Source organism: Methylomonas sp. TEB (assembly GCF_047777895.1).
In the GTDB taxonomy this organism is placed as follows: Bacteria; Pseudomonadota; Gammaproteobacteria; order Methylococcales; family Methylomonadaceae; genus Methylomonas.
The window spans coordinates 205,170-222,452 of the sequence record NZ_CP180476.1 but is presented as its reverse complement, the minus strand read 5'-3'; the positions used below and the strand labels follow the sequence as shown (position 1 = coordinate 222,452).

Below are 17,283 nucleotides of genomic sequence, written 5' to 3'. Positions count from 1 at the left end.
CTGGAGCCGCTATGAAAATCCGCCCCTTTTGGGTAGTTGTGCATCGTTACGCCGGGCTGGCGATGACGGTGTTTTTGATCATCGTCGGTTTGACCGGCAGTCTATTGGCGTTTTACAGCGAATTGGAACAGCTGATCAGTCCGCAGTTATTCGCTCCGGCATCCGCTTCGCCGCGCTTGAGTCCGCCGTTGCTGAAAGCCAAGGCCGAACAGTTGGTGCCGCAAGCTAGCGTCGTGGCAATATGGCTGGAGCACGATGCCGCGAATGTTGACCTGGAGCCCCTTAGCAATCCTGCTAACGGTAAACCTTATGAACTCGGCTTCACCCAGTTGATCCTTAATCCCTATACCGGCGAAGAACTGGGCCGCCGCACTTGGGGAGCGATTTCCGAAGGCTGGATCAACCTGATGCCCTTTGTTTACAAGTTGCATTATGCGCTGGCGTTGGATGAAATCGGCGGCTGGATTTTGGGCGTTACCGCGCTGGTGTGGACCTTGGATTGCTTCGTGGGGTTTTATCTGACGCTGCCCGTTGCAAAACGACACACCTCGCCGGCTGCCCACGGAAAGCCGCGTTCGTTTTGGCAACGCTGGGCGCCGGCCTGGAAAATCAAAGCGCGCGGTTCCCGCTTCCGCATAAACTTTGATTTGCATCGGGCCGGTGGTTTATGGGTGTGGGCCATGCTGTTGGTGTTCGCCTGGTCCAGCGTTTATATGAATCTGGCAGATACTGTTTACGCGCCGGTCACCCGGGCGGTATTCACCGATTATCACGAACCCTGGATCGATTTTCCTGATCTGGACAAACCCTTGGAGCAGCCAGCAATTGCCTGGTCTGACGCTTACCGGATAGCCGTCGAGCAGATGGGCCAAGCGGCGCGTGAGCAAGGATTTGTGATTCAGTCACCGTCAGGCTTTCGCTATAACCCGGCCAAAGGGTTTTATGTTTATCAGGTGCGCACTAGCCTGGATATACAGGACAAGCACGGCACTACCCGTTTGGTAATCGACGCAACCACCGGTGCTGAAAAATTGCTGTTACTGCCCCGCGGCCAATATGCCGGCAACACAGTGACCAATTGGTTGGGGGCCTTGCACATGGCCAACGTGTTCGGCATGCCTTACCGGATTTTTGTGTGTCTGCTGGGGCTGGTGATTGTGATGCTATCAGTAACCGGAGTAGTCATCTGGCTGAAAAAACGCCGGGCCAGACTGCAAAAAACGGTGTTGCAGGATTAAGCTTAAGAGGCTGATGCCAGCGAGTAAATTATGGTTTTCGCTGGCGTCCGCCATCCCATAAGCCTCACCATCGATTAATTGATGTTTGATTGTGGGCTGTAGTTATCCCCGAAGATATTCTTCCGGGCTAATGCTGCGCTGGGAGTGCGGTAATGCCATGGCTGAACTCACGAGGAAAGCAGTTTTCAAACGGTGTGATGCAACATAGTCGATAGCCGGCCTGGCAGTCAAGCGTCCCGGCGCCAACTGGTAATAACGCACTTGCAGCCATCAGCGTGGCCCTGTATCGTTGCGGGAACCCTAATTCTTGCTTGTTGACTTTACATGTCCGATTCCGCTCCCAACAAATTGATCCTGGTCGACGGCTCGTCGTTTCTGTTTCGCGCCTTTCACGCCGTACCACCGTTGACCAATGCTCAGGGTGAGCCGACCAACGCTGTTTACGGCGTCTCCAACATGTTGCGCAAGCTGATCAATGACTACAACACGCCCTATATTACCGTGGTGTTCGACGCGCCAGGCAAGACTTTCAGACATGATTTGTACGATCAATACAAAGCGCATCGGCCACCAATGCCGGACGACTTGCGGGTGCAAATTGCGCCCTTGCACGATTTGATCCGATCCTTGGGTTTACCGCTGATTATCGAACACGGCGTGGAAGCCGACGACGTGCTCGGCAGTCTGGCGCAAAACGCGGCGCGCCAAGGCTTTGAAGTGATCATTTCCACCGGCGACAAGGACATGGCGCAGCTGGTCAACGAGCAAATCACGCTGGAAAACACCATGACCAACACCCGCATGGATATTCAGGGTGTGCAGGACAAATTCGGCGTCAAGCCGGAGCAAATCATTGATTATCTGGCGCTGATGGGCGATGCGGTGGATAACATCCCCGGCGTGCCGAAAGTCGGTCCGAAAACCGCCGCCAAATGGTTGCAGGAATACGGCACGCTGGACAATCTGATCGCCCGCGCCGACGAGATCAAGGGCAAGATCGGCGATAACTTACGCGAGGCCTTGGGCCAATTACCGCTGTCGCGTGAGTTGACGACGATTAAATGCGACGTGGCTTTGCATTACAGTCTGGACGATTTGAAACGCAAGGAGCCGGACATGGCTGCCCTGAAAAATCAATTGGGGCATTTGGGGTTTAGCAGTTGGCTAAAGACTTTGAATGGCGACGGTTCAACCCCCTCTCCAGCGGGAGAGGGAGGGGTGAGGGGGCAAGCAAAAAACGACTCTTCGGAATCCTCAGTCCAGCTCTCTCACGCTGGAGAGAAGGAGCCGACGGCTGCGTTAGCTAGGGATTACCAAACCATCCTGACCCAAGCCGATTTCAATACTTGGCTGAACAAGCTGCAAAATGCCGATCTATTTGCCTTCGACACCGAAACCACCAGTTTAAATTACAGCGACGCGCAAATCGTCGGCGTGTCGTTTGCAGTGGAAGCCGGTCAAGCGGCGTATCTGCCGGTGGCGCACGATTATCCCGGCGTACCGGCCCAACTTGACCGGCAAAGTGTATTGGATGCCTTAAAGCCCTTGCTGGAAGACCCAAAAAAAGCCAAGCTGGGCCAAAACCTGAAATACGACAGCCATGTGTTGGTCAATCACGGCATCGCGTTGCGCGGCATCCAACACGACACCATGCTGGAATCGTATGTGCTGAACAGCACCGCGACCAAACACAATATGGATGATCTGGCCAAGCATTACCTGGGGGTGGATACCATTCATTTCGAAGACGTGGCCGGCAAGGGCGCCAAGCAGATCGGCTTCGCCGAAGTGGCTATCGAGCAAGCCAGCGAATATGCCGCCGAGGATGCCGACATCACCTTGCGCCTGCATCAAACCCTGTCCGCGCAATTGCAACAACACCCTCGTTTGTGGGAGTTGTATAACGAAATCGAAGTGCCGCTGATCGGCGTGTTGGCGCGCATCGAGGAAAACGGCGTGTTGATCGACAGTGCAATGCTGGCCCAGCAAAGTCTGGAGTTGGCGAACCGGATGATAGGCATCGAACAGCAAGCTCACGACCTGGCCGGCTCGGCGTTCAACCTGGGTTCGCCCAAGCAGATTCAAGAAATATTGTACGACCGCTTGAACTTGCCGGTGTTAAAGAAAACCCCGAAAGGTCAGCCTTCCACCGACGAATCGGTATTGCAGGAACTGGCGGTGGATTATGCTTTGCCCCGGTTGATTTTGGATTTTCGCAGCATGAGCAAGCTGAAATCCACGTATACCGACAAATTGCCGCAGCAGATCAATGATCGCACCGGCCGGGTGCATACCTCCTATCATCAAGCGGTGGCCGCGACCGGCCGTTTGTCCTCGTCCGACCCCAATCTGCAAAACATCCCGATTCGTAGCGAGGAAGGTCGCAAAATTCGGCAGGCTTTTATCGCCCCGCCCGGCTATAAAATTGTCGCCGCCGACTATTCGCAGATCGAACTGCGCATCATGGCCCATCTATCCGGCGATGCCGGCCTGCTGGCGGCGTTTTCGCAAGGTGTGGACGTGCATCGCGCGACGGCGGCGGAAGTATTCGAAGTGGAACTGGATCAGGTGACTCACGATTTGCGCCGTTCGGCCAAGGCCATCAATTTTGGTTTGATTTACGGCATGTCGGCGTTTGGACTGGCTCAGCAATTGGGCTTGCCGCGCAACCAAGCCCAGGCGTATATCGATCTGTACTTCAGCCGTTATCCCGGCGTGAAGCAATATATGGACAACACCCGGGAACTGGCCAAGCAGCAAGGCTATGTCGAAACCATTTTCGGCCGCCGCCTGTATTTGCCGGAGATCAACTCGCGCAACGCCGCGATGCGCCAGTACGCCGAGCGCACCGCGATCAACGCGCCAATGCAAGGTACAGCCGCCGACATCATCAAGCGGGCGATGCTGGCTTGCGACGCCTGGATAGGTGCAGACAATCCGGACGTAAAAATGATCATGCAGGTACACGACGAATTGGTGTTCGAAGTAGCCGAAGTGCGCTTGACCGAACATATGGAAACCATCCGCGGCATCATGTCCGGCGCCGCCGAGCTGCATGTACCCTTGCTGGTGGAAGTGGGTAGCGGCGAGAATTGGGACGAAGCGCATTGAGCATTACTGAGGCTGTCGGGCCATGAAATTCAAGTTCTGGGGAGTGCGCGGCTCGATTGCCACGCCGGGGCCAAGCACGGTTAAATACGGCGGTAACACCACCTGTATCGAAGTCACCAGCAGTGCCGGCGATTTAATCATTCTGGATGCAGGCACCGGCATCCACGCACTGGCGCAAAGCTTGCCCCAACAAGCGTTGACAGCGCATATCCTGATTACCCATACCCATTGGGATCACATCCAGGGTTTGCCGTTTTTCCTGCCGATGTTCAAAGCCGGCAATATCATCAACATCTACGGCGGCCTGGAACCTTTGACGCATCAAGGCATCGAGCGGGCGATGCATGTGCAGTTGCAGCACAGTTACTTCCCGATCAGCGAAGCGCAGTTAAAGGCCGAGGTGCGTTATTTCACACTGAAAGCCGGCGCGCCGATTACCGTGGGTAGCGTACGGGTGACGCCAACGGTACTGAATCATCCGGTTTACAACTTTGGTTATCGTCTGGATGACGCTGACGGCAGCTCCTTGTTTTTCACCGGCGATTACGAGCCGCAGCTTAATCCTTATCAGCCCGATCATCCCGGCTACCCGGCCATGCAGGAATTAATAGAACAAAAGCACGAAGAGGTGATTGCGGCGATGGCAGGTGTCGATGCGTTGATTATGGACAGCTCCTACACCGACGCCGAATACGCCAACCGGCATGGCTGGGGCCACGGTACTTATCGTTCGGCGATGAATTTCGCGGCCCAGGCGGGCGCTAAACGCTTATTTTTGACGCACCACGAGCCGACGCGGAGTGATGCAGATTTGGAGGCGATTTTTGCATCGCTTTTGCAGACTGGTGAGGTTTCGGTTTGTTTGGCTCGGGAGGGGGAGGAGTTTGAGTTGTTGGATGACTCTGGTCAGTCCGAATAAGTTAGGTCTGATTTTGCTGGAGTTTGGTTTTTTTGTGTCGCTGGCGCGACGGGTTATTTGTAAGTCGGGGCTCGGCCCGACAGCCGAGATACTTTCGCTACGAAAACCATCCCTGGTTTTTGCCCTTCGGGCCAGCCTGACGGCTGTTCAAATTCGCTCCCGGCGAATTTGTGCTTCGCCAAAAGAAAGTATCCAAAGAAAAGGCCACCCGGATGCCGCTTATTCCCTGTGCTCCTCGCTTTTGAACGGGGTCGCCGAAAGAGGCTTCCTGCCCCTTCGGCAACGCGATGCATCCATGCATCGCCCCTACGGGCTGCTCCGTTCAAAAGCTGCGGTGCTCGGCGCGGTATACGGGAGAAAACCGTACCTCGCTTTGGATGTTATTTAGTATTTCCTCGTTCCCACGCGCCGCGCTCATCGTTATACACAAGTCTCCCAACGACTAAACTACCAGGAGGCATGAGGCATATAGATGATGGAGAACAGCGATGAGCAATTGGGCCGAAGAAGAAGTACAAACCGCTGATTTGGAAGATCGGCGCCTGAATAAACGATTGGCACTGTTACTGGAGCGATTAGGCGAACATCCCCAGCTCAGCATCCCGGCGGCCTGTGGCGGCTGGAAGGAGACGATGGGCGCTTACCGGTTTTTCGACAATGATAAGGCGACTTTCAAAAAGATACTGGCGCCGCATCGAGATGCCACGGTCGAACGGATGAAGAGCAGCCCGGTCGTATTGCTGGCGCAGGACACGACGGAGTACGACGAAAACATTTGTTTGGGGCCAAAAGGTCTCGGTACTTTGAAAGAGATAGCGAAACATGCGCGCCGACTACATCCGACCATCGCCTTTACGCCGTCGCGGATTTGCTTGGGTGTCGTCAAGGCAGCGTATTGGGCGCGTGACGGCGCCAGCCCGCGACAAGCGCGGCGGCACAAAGGCGTGGACGAAAAAGAAAGTCGGCACTGGCTCGAAAGCTATCAGGATAGCTGTGCCTTACAGGCGCAAATGCCGGACAGTTTATTGGTCAATCTCGCCGACCGCGAGGGCGACATTTACGAATGGTTTGTCGAATACCAAGACTATGCGCCGACTGCTCGCGCTGAATGGATTGTTCGGGCGACGCAGAACCGAGACCTTCTGGTCGAGCCGGAAAATGCGGCGAAATGGCTATGGTCGGCCCTGGATCAAGCGCCGGTCATGGGTTATACCGAGGTTAATGTCAAGTCGCGGCCGAACCGTGCAGCGCGACTGGCGCATATCACGGTACGCGCCGCCACGGTGCCCCTCAAGCCGCCAACGCGTATTGGGTATCGACTGCCGGCATTGAGCATCAACGCGGTGCTGGCGCGCGAAGAGACGCCGCCAGCCGGCAAGGAACCCTTGGAATGGCTCCTGCTGACCAGTTTGCCTGTGGCGAGTTTCGAGCAAGCGACTACGGTGGTGGCGTGGTATGGCGTGCGCTGGTGTATCGAAGTGTACTTCCATGTATTGAAGAGCGGTTGCCAGATCAAGCGGCTACATCTGGAATCGGAAGAACGGCTACTACCTTGTTTGGCGCTCTATATGGTTATTGCCTGGCGGGTGTTATTCAGCCTGATGCTCGCGCGCGCAGCGCCGGACATGGATTGCGAGATTATTTTCGATCCGCAGGAGTGGCGAGCGGCTTATATCGTCGTCAAGCGCTGTCCACCACCGCTCACGCCACCGCGCCTCGGTGAGGTAATCCGACTGATTGCAAGCTTAGGCGGTTATTTTGCCCGCAAACACGATGGTCCACCGGGTGCCAAGGCCATGTGGATCGGCTTACAGCGCTTGCGCGATTTTGTCATCGCCCTCAATGCTCAACAGGATCTCGCAATGAGATGTGTATAACGATGAGCGCTAGCGCGTGGGACGGCACTTGTGTATAACGCTAAGCGCGCCGCGTGGGAACGCAGACTATCCGCGCCAGCGGTAACATACGACAAAGCAAGCAAACGAGGTCAAACCCATGGGCCGCAGTCGTTACCGCATTCTCCAATCCCAGCAGCCGCATTTCATAACCTGTACCGTACTTAACTGGATACCGTTATTCACGCGCCCGGCTACCGTGCAAATCGTGCTGGACGCCTTGATTTACCGTCAACAGCAGCACAATTGGCGAATTTACGGCTACGTCATTTTGGAAAATCACTTGCATTTGCTGGTACAAGTTGACGATTTATCCCATCAATTGGCCCACTTCAAATTATACACCGCGCGCCAGCTGATCGATTATTTGCAAGCCATTAACGCCGAGCGCTTATTGAAGCAATTGAACTGGTTTCGCAAGGCTCATAAAACCGACCGGGATTATCAGTTGTGGGAAGAAGGTAGTCATCCGCAGTTGATCGACAACCCCGACGTCTTGCGGCAGAAATTAGACTATATCCACCTGAATCCGGTCAAACGCGGCTATGTCGATTTACCGGAGCATTGGCGGTATTCGAGTGCCCGGAATTATGCGGGGCAGGATGGATTGTTGCCGGTTTATCGGGATTGGTTTTAGCTGACCGCAGCGCGGCTGGTTTGCATTCCCACGCGGCGCGTGGGAACGAGATAATACCGTTGATCGGCTCAACGGATGGACAGGAGTCAACGCCTCCGCCGTTGGCAATGCGGCAAATGATAAAACCTGGAGATTATCCGCATGAAAAATAATAATGCGTTAATGCAAGACCTGGCCCCTATTGCGCGTGATAACGGTAATTGATGGAGTTTTATATGATTTTGAATAGTTTGAAAATACAGCGCAATGCCTGTTGGTTATTGCGCCTTGCAGCCTTCTGTTTCACCTTATTGTCATGCCAAAACAGCTTGGCAGAAACTAATCCCGAGCCTGTTTTCGAGTTGACGCATACCTGGGGCGGCGTTCCTACTTCCGTTATCAAAATATATCCCGATGGCAAAGTCCATTTTCACCGCAACAAAACTGATTTTGGTAGTGAATCCGAAGACCGCTATGCACAGATGACAGCAGAGCAGTTGAATGAACTGGTGGATGTATTTTTATCGCTTCCATTTGATGCCTCAAAAAAGCTTGAGCGGGCAAAGGAAAGTGTAAGTGTACCTTGGCGTGTTTTTATCGCCTATAAAGATAAATTCATTAATATTACTATTCAAGACTCTATTTTTTTTCAATTTTTTGAAAAAAAAATGAGTAAATATAGCAATCTAAAACAATTGCTTTGCGGTGAAAACAATCAAGATGAATGTGGCACCAATGTATCCAATATACCCGATGATTTACAGGGCCTTAGAAAATACATGGAACCATGAAGCTTACTTTAAATTTTAACTTACATACAAACAGCGGAAAACTATGACAACGGTAACCGATGACCAAAAAGGCCAACTCATTAAATCCAGCTGGTTTTACCCGATGGAGACTAAAGGATTGACACTTATCTATAGCATCGTAGCCCCGATTAGCGAAGCGTAATCGGGGGGATGTGAGTCTTGCGTACGATTACGCTCCGCTAATCGTACCTACGGGGTATCGTGAAATCGGGATGGTTTTGTTCCCGTATGCCGCGCCGAGCACCGGAGCTTTTGAGCGGAATAGCCCGCAGGGGCGATGCAGGGATGCATCGCGTTGCCGAAGGGGCAGGAAGCCCCTTTCGGCAACCCCGTTCAAAAGCGAGGAGCGGAGGATCAAAGCGGCATCCGGGTGTCTTTTCTTTTGGATACTTTTCTTTGGACAAGCAAAGAAAAGTATCTCGGTTGTCGGTCCAAGAACCGACATTAAATCAAGCCGTCGCGCCAGCGACACAAAAATCCTACCCAGCATCAGACCGATTAACAGCCACCCTCTGATACCCCCTCTTAATCGCCAACGCCAACTCATGCACCGCCATCGCATAGTGCGTGCTCTGGTTGTAGCGGGTAATCGCATAAAAGTTAGGATGTCCCAGCAAGTATTCGTCTTTGCTTTGATGCCTGAGCAACAACAGCCGCAACGGATAATCGCAAGCACATGTGTCAGCCGGTTCCACACCTGCTTTAACCAAGGTATCCAAAGAATAAGCATGGTCCGCGCCGGGTTCCAGGCTGTCGATGCCATGGAAGCTGCCGCGTGTGGCCGAGACGATGGGTTGACCGGCTTGCCAGCCGTGCTGAGCAAAATAATTGGCCACGCTGCCGATCACGTCCTCCGGATTCCACAGGTCGCGGCGGCCGTCGCCGTTAAAGTCCACCGCCCATTGCAAAAAACTGCCGGGCATGAATTGGCCCAGGCCCATTGCGCCGGCGAAGGAGCCGACCGGTTTGCCGGGGTCCAGGCCCTCGCTACGGCTCATCACCAGAAAATTTTCCAGTTCGCTGCGGAAATATTCGCCACGCCGCTGGTAGTCAAAGCCCAAGGTCGTTAGCGCGTCGATGATTCTATGGTTGCCGACGAAGCTGCCGAAAGTGGTTTCCACGGCCATGATGCCCAGGATGTATTCGGCCGGCACGCCGTATTGCTGGCTGGCGCGTTGCAGCGTTGCATGATGCTGTTGCCAGAAGCTGATGCCGGCGTTGATATGCCGGTCGTCCAGAAATTGCGCGCGGTAGCGGGTCCAGCCGCCTTTGCTGGTTTTACCTTTCATGCCCTGATCGGATTTGGCCAGATAATCCAACGTCCATTGCTTGCGTTTGGCTTGCGAGAACAGGCCTTGCAGATATTCGCGGTTAAAGCCGTGCTTTTGCACCATCTGTTCGATGAACTGGTTCAAAGCCGGATAGCCGGCGTAATCACCGGTGACGGCTGTAGCGTGATAGCCGCCGACGCTGGCGAACGGCCGTAAGTCCGGCGTGGCTTGGCGCGACTGGTTGGGCGCGGTTTGTTGGGTGGGTGTGCGGACGCGAGTATTGGCTTTATCGCCGGCGGGCGGCTGCGAGGCGCAGCCCGCCAAAAGTGTTATTAACAGTGCCGAACCGGCGTTTTGTAGCGAGACTTTACTAGTACTAAATGTATACAAGCGAGTTATATCCAGGGCTATTTAAAAAGACTGCCTCCCTCGTCGTCGTTTTCGGCCAGGGTCATGCCGGCGGTTTCGAAGTTGACGTTCTCGGCCCCCAGTTTAATCATCAGGCGCACCTCGTTGCGGGAGTCGGCAGCGTGCAAGGCGTCATCGTAACCAATTTTACCCGCCGTATACAGATCGTAAAGCGCTTGGTCGAAAGTCTGCATGCCATGCTCGCGGGAGCTTTTCATCAGTTCTTTTAATTTGTGTACTTCGCCCTTGCGGATCATGTCTGATGCCAGCGGGGTATTCAGCAAAATCTCAATAGCCGGGTAGCGGCCCTTGCCGTCGGCGCGCTGAATCAATTGTTGGGCGACGATACCGCGCAAGTTCAAAGACAAATCCATGAACAGCTGGCTGTGCATTTCTTCCGGGAAAAAATGCAGAATGCGGTCTAAGGCCTGGTTGGCGTTATTGGCGTGCAGGGTACAGACGCACAAATGCCCGGTTTCGGCGAAGGTGATCGCATGTTGCATGGTGTCCCGGCTTCTGACCTCGCCAATCAGGATTACGTCCGGCGCTTGGCGCAGGGTGTTTTTTAACGCCACTTCAAACGATTCGGTATCCAGGCCCACTTCGCGCTGGGTGATGATGCAGCCCTTGTGCGGATGGATAAACTCGATAGGGTCTTCAATGGAAATGATATGGCCGCTGCTGTTTTCGTTGCGGTGCCGAATCAAGGCCGCCAGCGAGGTTGATTTACCGGTACCGGTGGCACCGACAAACATCACCAGACCGCGCTTGTACATGATCAGTTCTTTCAACACCGGCGGCAGGTGCAATTCCTCTGCGCTGGGGATGGTGGTTTCGATGCGGCGCAACACCATGCCGGCCGAGTCGCGTTGGGTAAACGCACTGACCCGGAACCGGCCAAGACTGTGGGCACTCAAGGCAAACTGGCATTCGTGAGTGTTTTCAAACTCGTCGCGTTGGCGCTGCGACATGATACTGAGAACCAGCATCATGGTCTGTTCGCTAGTTAAAACGGATTTGGACACTTCGACGACTTTGCCGTTGACTTTCATCGACGGCGGCCGGCCGGCGGTGATGAACAAGTCGGACGCTTTCTTTTCCACCATCAGGGCCAATAGGGCTTTAAAGTCCATGACGCCTCCTAAAATTTAACGGAACATATCTTTGTTGACGGCTTTGACCATCGCGCCTTTCGCAGTAATCAAGCCTTTGTCGACCAATTCCTTCAGGTTTTGATCCAGCGTCTGCATGCCGTCTTTACGGCCGGTTTGGATCGCGGAATACATCTGCGCCACCTTGGCTTCGCGGATCAGGTTGCGGATGGCAGGGGTGCCGACCATGATTTCGTGGGCGGCAATCCGGCCGCCACCGACTTTTTTCAATAGCGTTTGCGAGATAACCGCCTGCAAGGATTCGGACAGCATGGCCCGGATCATATCTTTTTCGGCGGCAGGGAACACGTCGATAATCCGGTCGATGGTTTTCGCGGCCGAGGTGGTATGCAGGGTGCCGAACACCAAGTGGCCGGTTTCCGCGGCGGTCAAGGCAAGGCGGATGGTTTCCAAATCCCGCATCTCACCCACCAGAATGATGTCCGGGTCTTCCCGTAATGCCGAGCGCAAGGCTTCGTTGAAACCTAAGGTATCGCGATGTACTTCGCGCTGGTTGATCAAGCATTTCTGGCTTTCGTGGACAAACTCGATAGGGTCTTCGACGGTCAGGATATGTGCGTAATCGTTGGTATTAATGTGATTCACCATCGCCGCCAGCGTGGTGGATTTACCGGAACCGGTCGGACCGGTCACCAGAATCAGGCCGCGCGGCTTGGTACACAGTTCCGCGAAAAATTTCGGCGCGTCCAGGTCTTCCAGGGTCAAAACCTTGGACGGAATGGTCCGGAATACCGCGCCGGCGCCTCTATCCTGATTGAAGGCATTCACCCGGAAGCGCGCCACGCCGGGCAACGCGAAAGAAAAGTCGGTTTCCAGAAATTCTTCGTAATCGCGGCGCTGCTTGTCGTTCATGATGTCGTAAATCAGCGCGTGGACTTCCTTGTGATTCAAGGACGGGATATTGATGCGGCGGATATCGCCGTCCACCCGGATCATCGGCGGTAAGCCGGCGGAAAGATGCAAGTCGGAGGCTTTGTTTTTGACGGAAAAGGTCAATAGTTCGGCGATATCCATGATTTATGTCCCGGCAATAAAAGGAATGATCGTCGGCAAGGATAGTACACAATTCAAAACCGGCCGGCTTATTCGTCCATGGCATCAATCCTTATGCCGGCGAGAGGTATATCGGCTTAGCGGTGCTGGCTTTTTTCGGCGCAGCGAATGCATTGATTAGCGTAGGGCACCGCAGCCAAGCGTTCCTTTTTAATGGGTTCGCCGCAGCTCAGGCAAATGCCGTAGGTGCCGGCATCGATACGGGAAATGGCTTGTTTAATTTTTTCGACTTCGTCGCGCGTGGCGTTGCCCAGTGCGTCCAATACCTCGTCATTTTCGGTTTCGACGGCCTGTTCGGAAAAGTCCTGGGCCAGCGGTTTGTCGGTGTGTCTGACGTCTTCGGTGATTTTTCCCAGTCTGTCGTCCAGGTCTTCCAGCATATTCAATAATTGGTCGCGTACATCGGTATAGTCTTTCATGGTGCTCTCCGCAGCAGGGCTGCATGGTTTAATAACCGGCTTCTGTCGGCCGGATGTCAATCCCTGGTTTATACAATGAAGCCGATAGCAGGTGCAACCAAGCTGATCTATACTCGAGTCATCGACATTTCTAGCTTTTTGCACAATGGACCTTGCTCTCGACCGCTTACTCGCCGCCGCCAATCAAGTCATTCTCGGTAAACAATCACAAATTCGCCTAGCCGTTTGCTGCTTATTAGCGCGCGGGCATTTACTGATCGAGGACATTCCCGGCGTTGGCAAAACCACCCTCTCCCACACTCTGGCGCGTTTGTTCGGTTTGGAATATCAACGGATTCAATTCACCAGCGATATTTTACCGGCCGACATCGTCGGATCCTCGGTATTCGATGCCCATCAACAGCTCTTCAGCTTTCATCCGGGGCCGATTTTTAAACAAATGATCCTAGCCGACGAAATCAACCGGGCCACGCCCAAGGCGCAAAGTGCCTTGTTGGAAGCGATGGAAGAACGGCAAGTAACCGTCGAAGGCCGGACTTACCCCTTGCCGCAACCGTTTTTCGTCATCGCTACGCAAAATCCGGCGCATCAGATCGGCACCTTCCCATTACCGGAATCGCAAGTCGATAGGTTTTTGATGCGTATCGAGTTGGGTTATCCCAGTCGCCAGGCCGAACGGGAGTTGCTAAGCGGTCAACCCCGGCATGTATTGATCGAAGAGTTGCCGGTGGCCTTACTACCCGCGCAATTGGCCGAGTTGCAACAGGCGGCGGATCAGGTGCATGTGTCGCCGGCCTTGCTGGATTATCTGCAAGCTATTTTGGCCTTTAGCCGCCAATCCAACGACTTTGCCAGCGGCCTGTCGCCGCGTGCGGGCTTGGGTTTGTTGGCCGCCGCCAAGGCATGGGCGCTTATTGACAAGCGCAAGGCCGTGTTGCCGGAAGATCTGCAAGCGGTTTTGCCGGCAGTGGCCGGGCATCGTTTAAACGTGGGCGCCAATGATTCGGCAGCCATCGTCGCGCCCATTCTCAAGCACGTGCCGGTACTTTGAGCGAAGCGGCCTTATCCTTAAAACAGCGCTTTAAACTGTCGCGCTTTTTTACCGGTGAGGCGCCGACCGCAGGACCGATTGTGTTGACGCAGCGACGGGTATTTATCTTACCGACCCGACGCGGATTGGCTTTTGTGTTGTTGATTCTGTTATTGGTGCTGATCGGCTTTGTTTACAACAACAATCTGGCGTATTTGCTGGGATTTTTACTGGCCAGCATTTTTTTCGTGACCATCCTGCACAGCTTCAAAGCCTTGGCCGGATTAACGATTCAGCCGGCCCGGCAGCACGCGGTGTTTGCCGGCCAGGCCGGACCGTTTAATTTCCAGATCAGCAATCCGGGCTCGCAGCGGCGCTTTGCTTTGGATTTGGCTTTGCAATCCGAGTTATCCATAAGCTTGGCCGCCGAGCAAACTCAAACCGTCACACTCTATCAACCCACTCAGCAGCGCGGCTGGCAACTACCGGGTACGTTGACCCTTTCCAGTACCTATCCCTTGGGCTTGTTTCGGGCCTGGGCGCCCTTGCGCTTTGATAGCCCTTTGCTGGTGTATCCCAAGCCGACCAGCAAACTACTGCCGTTTCCGGATAGCGATGGCGGTCAAGATAAACCCGGCCAAAACCGCCGCAGCGGCGATGAATTTGATGGGGTAAGAGTCTATCAACGCGGCGACGCGATTCGGCAAATCCATTGGAAAGCCTTTGCCAAAGGCCAGGGCGTACACAGTAAATATTACCGCGGCGCCAGTGCCAACGAATTGTGGTTGGATTATCAACAGGCACCAGGACATCACACCGAAGAACGCCTCAGCCAGTTATGCCGTTGGCTGGTAGACGCGGAACAAGCTGGTTTGCGTTACGGTTTGGTACTGCCCGGCTTGCGTCTGCCGCCGGACAACGGCGCCGCGCATTACCGTCACTGCCTGCAAGCCTTGGCGCTGTTTTGAGCATGCCGTTTCTACCCTCCACACGGCTGATGTTGTTTATGTTGGGTTCGATAGGCCTGATCACCTTGCCGCATGCCTGGCATATTCCGCCGATATTGTTCAGTTTTTTTACCTTGCTGCTGCTTTGGCGCTTGCTGAGTATTTGGCAGCCCCGCTATTTGCCAAACCGGTTTGGCGTGTTTTTATTGATGCTGCTGGGAATAGGCTTGTTATACAGTCAGCAGCACTCGGTATTCGGCCGCGATGCCGGCACCAGTCTGTTCGTGGTGGCCTTGGGTTTGAAGTTGTTGGAAATTCACGGCCGGCGCGATGTGTATGTGATCGTTTATCTGGCTTTCATCGTGGCGGTCACGCAGTTTTTGTACGAAGAAAGTATCTTGATGGCGCTTTATATCCTGCTGGTAAGCGGGGTTTTGCTGGCTACCTTGATTACGCAAAACAGCCACACGCCGCAAACTCTGGCTGCCTTAAAAACCTCGGCGGCGATTATTCTGCAAAGCCTGCCGCTGGCTCTGGTGTTGTTTGTGTTGTTTCCGCGTCTGGAAGCGCCGCACTGGAGTTGGCTGGACGATGATACGCATGCCAAAAGCGGCCTGAGTAATACCCTGGAACCCGGCTCGATTGCCGAATTGAGTCTATCGCCGGAACTGGTGTTCCGTGTCAAATTCACCGGCGACCTGCCGCCGCCGGCGCAGCGTTATTGGCGCGGGCCGGTGTATGCCAATACCGATGGCATCACTTGGCGAGCGCCGCCAGTGTTAGGGCGGGAGAACAATCCGGATCAACCTGTTTTCACGGGCGCGGCTTACGATTACACGCTGATGATGGAGCCACAGAAACAAAATTGGGTATTCGCGCTGGAAATGCCCAGCCAGTTTGACGGCTTGCGGCGCAACGGCTTGTATCAGCTAATTACTAATAAAAACCCCGGCGACCGCGCCGAGTATCGGCTGAGTTCGTCGCCAGCCTATAACACCGGCGGCATCAGTAAATCCGAGCGTCGGGAAAGCTTGCAACTACCCGGCAAACCGTCGGAAAAAATCGTCGAATTGGTTAAGCAGTTGCAAGGCCGGCCAGCAGGCCCCGAGGTGTTTATCGCCAATTTGTTGCAGCATTTTCGCCAGGAAAACTTTCATTACACCTTAAGCCCGGAGGCGATGCCGGATAAACCCATCGAGACGTTTTTGTTCGAGCGCCGTGCCGGGTTTTGCAGCCATTACGCCACGGCTTTCGTGTATTTGCTGCGGGTGGCGGAGATTCCGGCCCGAGTGATGGGAGGTTATCAGGGTGGGCAGGTCAACGAAGTCGGCGGCTTTCTGGAGATCAGGCAAGCGGACGCGCATGCCTGGGCGGAAGCCTGGCTGGAAGGACGCGGCTGGGTTAGATTCGATCCGACTGCCGCTATCGCCCCAGAACGCATCGAGCGCGGGGTGAATGTAGATTTACAAATTGCCAGCGGCGCGGTGAATTTCAGCCCGGTGCAACTCGACGCCAAGACTTTGTCCTGGCTGCAACGCGGCCGGCAATTGTGGCAAAGCGTCGATTACAACTGGCAACGCTGGGTTATCAACTACGACACGGTTAATCAGAAAGCGTTTTTACAGAGCCTGGGAATCGATAATTTCGTCAAGCTTGGCTATTGGCTGGTGATTAGCGTTGCCGGTATCGGTGGTGTCGTGGCCTGGCGCTTGTTGCGGCCTAACCGGCGTCGCCAAGATCCGGCGCTGCGCTTGTACCGGCAATTTTGTGCCAAGCTGGCTAAAGCCGGCTTAAGCGTTGACATTGGCGATGGCCCCCAAACCGTCGCCGAGCGCGCCAAAAAACTGCGCCCGGATTTGGCCGAAGCGATTGAGCGGATCACCGCGCTTTATATTCGCTTACGCTACCAAGCCGACAGCGAAGCCGGCGATTTGCAGGTTCTAAAAGGACTAGTCGCGCGCTTTAGGATTTAAATATACCTTTCCCACCGCAAATTTCGGCATATTTGCTTGATAGCCATCAGGGAGCGGGCTGGCGTGAGGGAAGCAAAAAGCGAAATTTGCAGCGCGAATTTATGCGACGGATTAATGTAAATCCGGCACTTCTTCAGCCCCTTTTTGCGCCGGTTGTTTGGCGGCGGCAGCGGCTTGTTCCTGCTGTTTTTGTTTATTGCCTTCGCCGAACATCACCGCGCCGGCCATGAATATGGCGCCGGCAATCGCGATGATAGGCAGGCGGCCAGGCTTATCCATCCACAACAATATCCACTTCGGTTTAATCAGACCGACGACCAATATAATCGCCGCCAAAATCATCACGTTAAAACTGTAGTAGATCAAAGTATTCATGAATCGGAACCCTGTTTCCAGCAAGTTAAAGAGACATACATTAT

15 protein-coding genes are annotated in these 17,283 nt (G+C 54.3%); 10 read left to right on the top strand and 5 right to left on the bottom strand.

Translation table 11 applies throughout. From position 1 onward, the window contains the following. Nucleotides 1–11 precede the first annotated feature (11 nt). The 7 genes from ACMXD4_RS00990 to ACMXD4_RS00960 all read left to right on the top strand — a co-directional run bounded on the left by ACMXD4_RS00990 (nt 12) and on the right by ACMXD4_RS00960 (nt 8,570). The gene (locus tag ACMXD4_RS00990; protein WP_171696912.1) at nt 12–1,238 is read left to right on the top strand and encodes a PepSY-associated TM helix domain-containing protein; all 1,227 of its coding nucleotides are present in this window, start codon (nt 12–14) and stop codon (nt 1,236–1,238) included. A gap of 324 nt (nt 1,239–1,562) precedes the next feature. Next, the gene (gene polA, locus ACMXD4_RS00985; protein WP_171696913.1) at nt 1,563–4,349 is read left to right on the top strand and encodes a DNA polymerase I; all 2,787 of its coding nucleotides are present in this window, start codon (nt 1,563–1,565) and stop codon (nt 4,347–4,349) included. A 22-nt stretch (nt 4,350–4,371) separates the two neighbouring features. Further along, nucleotides 4,372–5,268: an MBL fold metallo-hydrolase gene (locus tag ACMXD4_RS00980; RefSeq protein ID WP_171696914.1), complete on the top strand. Its 897-nt coding sequence runs from the start codon at nt 4,372–4,374 to the stop codon at nt 5,266–5,268. Continuing rightward, nucleotides 5,246–5,656: a hypothetical protein gene (locus ACMXD4_RS00975; protein ID WP_415879594.1), complete on the top strand. Its 411-nt coding sequence runs from the start codon at nt 5,246–5,248 to the stop codon at nt 5,654–5,656. The genes ACMXD4_RS00980 and ACMXD4_RS00975 overlap by 23 nt, the downstream gene beginning before the upstream one ends. Nucleotides 5,657–5,756: 100 nt before the next feature. Next, nucleotides 5,757–7,145 carry an IS4 family transposase gene (locus ACMXD4_RS00970; RefSeq protein ID WP_415878602.1) on the top strand — a complete coding sequence of 463 codons (1,389 nt, stop codon included), beginning with the start codon at nt 5,757–5,759 and terminating at the stop codon, nt 7,143–7,145. Between the two features lie 118 nt (nt 7,146–7,263). Further along, a complete protein-coding gene (locus ACMXD4_RS00965) occupies nt 7,264–7,800 on the top strand; it encodes an REP-associated tyrosine transposase (protein ID WP_033158295.1) in 537 nt (178 codons plus the stop codon). Nucleotides 7,801–8,015: 215 nt separating this feature from the next. Next, entirely contained in the window at nt 8,016–8,570 is a 555-nt protein-coding gene (locus ACMXD4_RS00960; RefSeq protein WP_129871319.1) for a hypothetical protein, read from the top strand. A gap of 500 nt (nt 8,571–9,070) precedes the next feature. Here ACMXD4_RS00960 and mltB read toward each other — a convergent pair whose 3' ends face one another. From mltB to ACMXD4_RS00940, 4 genes are all read right to left on the bottom strand, one after another. Next, the gene (mltB, locus tag ACMXD4_RS00955) at nt 9,071–10,252 is read right to left on the bottom strand and encodes a lytic murein transglycosylase B (protein WP_033158297.1); all 1,182 of its coding nucleotides are present in this window, start codon (nt 10,250–10,252) and stop codon (nt 9,071–9,073) included. A 17-nt stretch (nt 10,253–10,269) separates the two neighbouring features. Beyond that, on the bottom strand, nt 10,270–11,403 hold the full coding sequence (locus ACMXD4_RS00950) for a PilT/PilU family type 4a pilus ATPase (protein ID WP_033158298.1): 1,134 nt from the start codon (nt 11,401–11,403) through the stop codon (nt 10,270–10,272). Nucleotides 11,404–11,418: 15 nt separating this feature from the next. Then, complete coding sequence (locus ACMXD4_RS00945) at nt 11,419–12,456, bottom strand: type IV pilus twitching motility protein PilT (RefSeq protein WP_101053853.1); 1,038 nt, start codon at nt 12,454–12,456, stop codon at nt 11,419–11,421. Between the two features lie 116 nt (nt 12,457–12,572). Continuing rightward, nucleotides 12,573–12,914 (bottom strand): TraR/DksA family transcriptional regulator, encoded by a 342-nt coding sequence (locus ACMXD4_RS00940; RefSeq protein WP_415879593.1) that lies wholly within the window; start codon nt 12,912–12,914, stop codon nt 12,573–12,575. Between the two features lie 145 nt (nt 12,915–13,059). Between ACMXD4_RS00940 and ACMXD4_RS00935 the strand changes: the two genes are divergently transcribed. From ACMXD4_RS00935 to ACMXD4_RS00925, 3 genes are read left to right on the top strand one after another with little or no spacing between them, the layout of a single operon-like run. Continuing rightward, a complete protein-coding gene (locus ACMXD4_RS00935) occupies nt 13,060–13,965 on the top strand; it encodes an AAA family ATPase (protein WP_415879592.1) in 906 nt (301 codons plus the stop codon). After that, nucleotides 13,962–14,912: a DUF58 domain-containing protein gene (locus ACMXD4_RS00930; protein WP_415879591.1), complete on the top strand. Its 951-nt coding sequence runs from the start codon at nt 13,962–13,964 to the stop codon at nt 14,910–14,912. The genes ACMXD4_RS00935 and ACMXD4_RS00930 overlap by 4 nt, the downstream gene beginning before the upstream one ends. Before the next feature lie 2 nt (nt 14,913–14,914). After that, nucleotides 14,915–16,864 carry a transglutaminase TgpA family protein gene (locus ACMXD4_RS00925; RefSeq protein WP_415879590.1) on the top strand — a complete coding sequence of 650 codons (1,950 nt, stop codon included), beginning with the start codon at nt 14,915–14,917 and terminating at the stop codon, nt 16,862–16,864. A gap of 111 nt (nt 16,865–16,975) precedes the next feature. Here ACMXD4_RS00925 and ACMXD4_RS00920 read toward each other — a convergent pair whose 3' ends face one another. Next, entirely contained in the window at nt 16,976–17,239 is a 264-nt protein-coding gene (locus tag ACMXD4_RS00920) for a hypothetical protein (protein WP_171696921.1), read from the bottom strand. Nucleotides 17,240–17,283: the final 44 nt, after the last annotated feature.

Bases quoted from the DNA above. Each gene is read 5' to 3' on its own strand.
- ACMXD4_RS00990 (WP_171696912.1), top strand. From the start codon at position 12: ATGAAAATCCGCCCCTTTTGGGTAGTTGTGCATCGTTACGCCGGGCTG.
- polA (WP_171696913.1), top strand. From the start codon at position 1,563: ATGTCCGATTCCGCTCCCAACAAATTGATCCTGGTCGACGGCTCGTCG.
- ACMXD4_RS00980 (WP_171696914.1), top strand. From the start codon at position 4,372: ATGAAATTCAAGTTCTGGGGAGTGCGCGGCTCGATTGCCACGCCGGGG.
- ACMXD4_RS00975 (WP_415879594.1), top strand. From the start codon at position 5,246: ATGACTCTGGTCAGTCCGAATAAGTTAGGTCTGATTTTGCTGGAGTTT.
- ACMXD4_RS00970 (WP_415878602.1), top strand. From the start codon at position 5,757: ATGAGCAATTGGGCCGAAGAAGAAGTACAAACCGCTGATTTGGAAGAT.
- ACMXD4_RS00965 (WP_033158295.1), top strand. From the start codon at position 7,264: ATGGGCCGCAGTCGTTACCGCATTCTCCAATCCCAGCAGCCGCATTTC.
- ACMXD4_RS00960 (WP_129871319.1), top strand. From the start codon at position 8,016: ATGATTTTGAATAGTTTGAAAATACAGCGCAATGCCTGTTGGTTATTG.
- ACMXD4_RS00950 (WP_033158298.1), bottom strand. From the start codon at position 11,403: ATGGACTTTAAAGCCCTATTGGCCCTGATGGTGGAAAAGAAAGCGTCC.
- ACMXD4_RS00945 (WP_101053853.1), bottom strand. From the start codon at position 12,456: ATGGATATCGCCGAACTATTGACCTTTTCCGTCAAAAACAAAGCCTCC.
- ACMXD4_RS00940 (WP_415879593.1), bottom strand. From the start codon at position 12,914: ATGAAAGACTATACCGATGTACGCGACCAATTATTGAATATGCTGGAA.
- ACMXD4_RS00935 (WP_415879592.1), top strand. From the start codon at position 13,060: ATGGACCTTGCTCTCGACCGCTTACTCGCCGCCGCCAATCAAGTCATT.
- ACMXD4_RS00925 (WP_415879590.1), top strand. From the start codon at position 14,915: ATGCCGTTTCTACCCTCCACACGGCTGATGTTGTTTATGTTGGGTTCG.
- ACMXD4_RS00920 (WP_171696921.1), bottom strand. From the start codon at position 17,239: ATGAATACTTTGATCTACTACAGTTTTAACGTGATGATTTTGGCGGCG.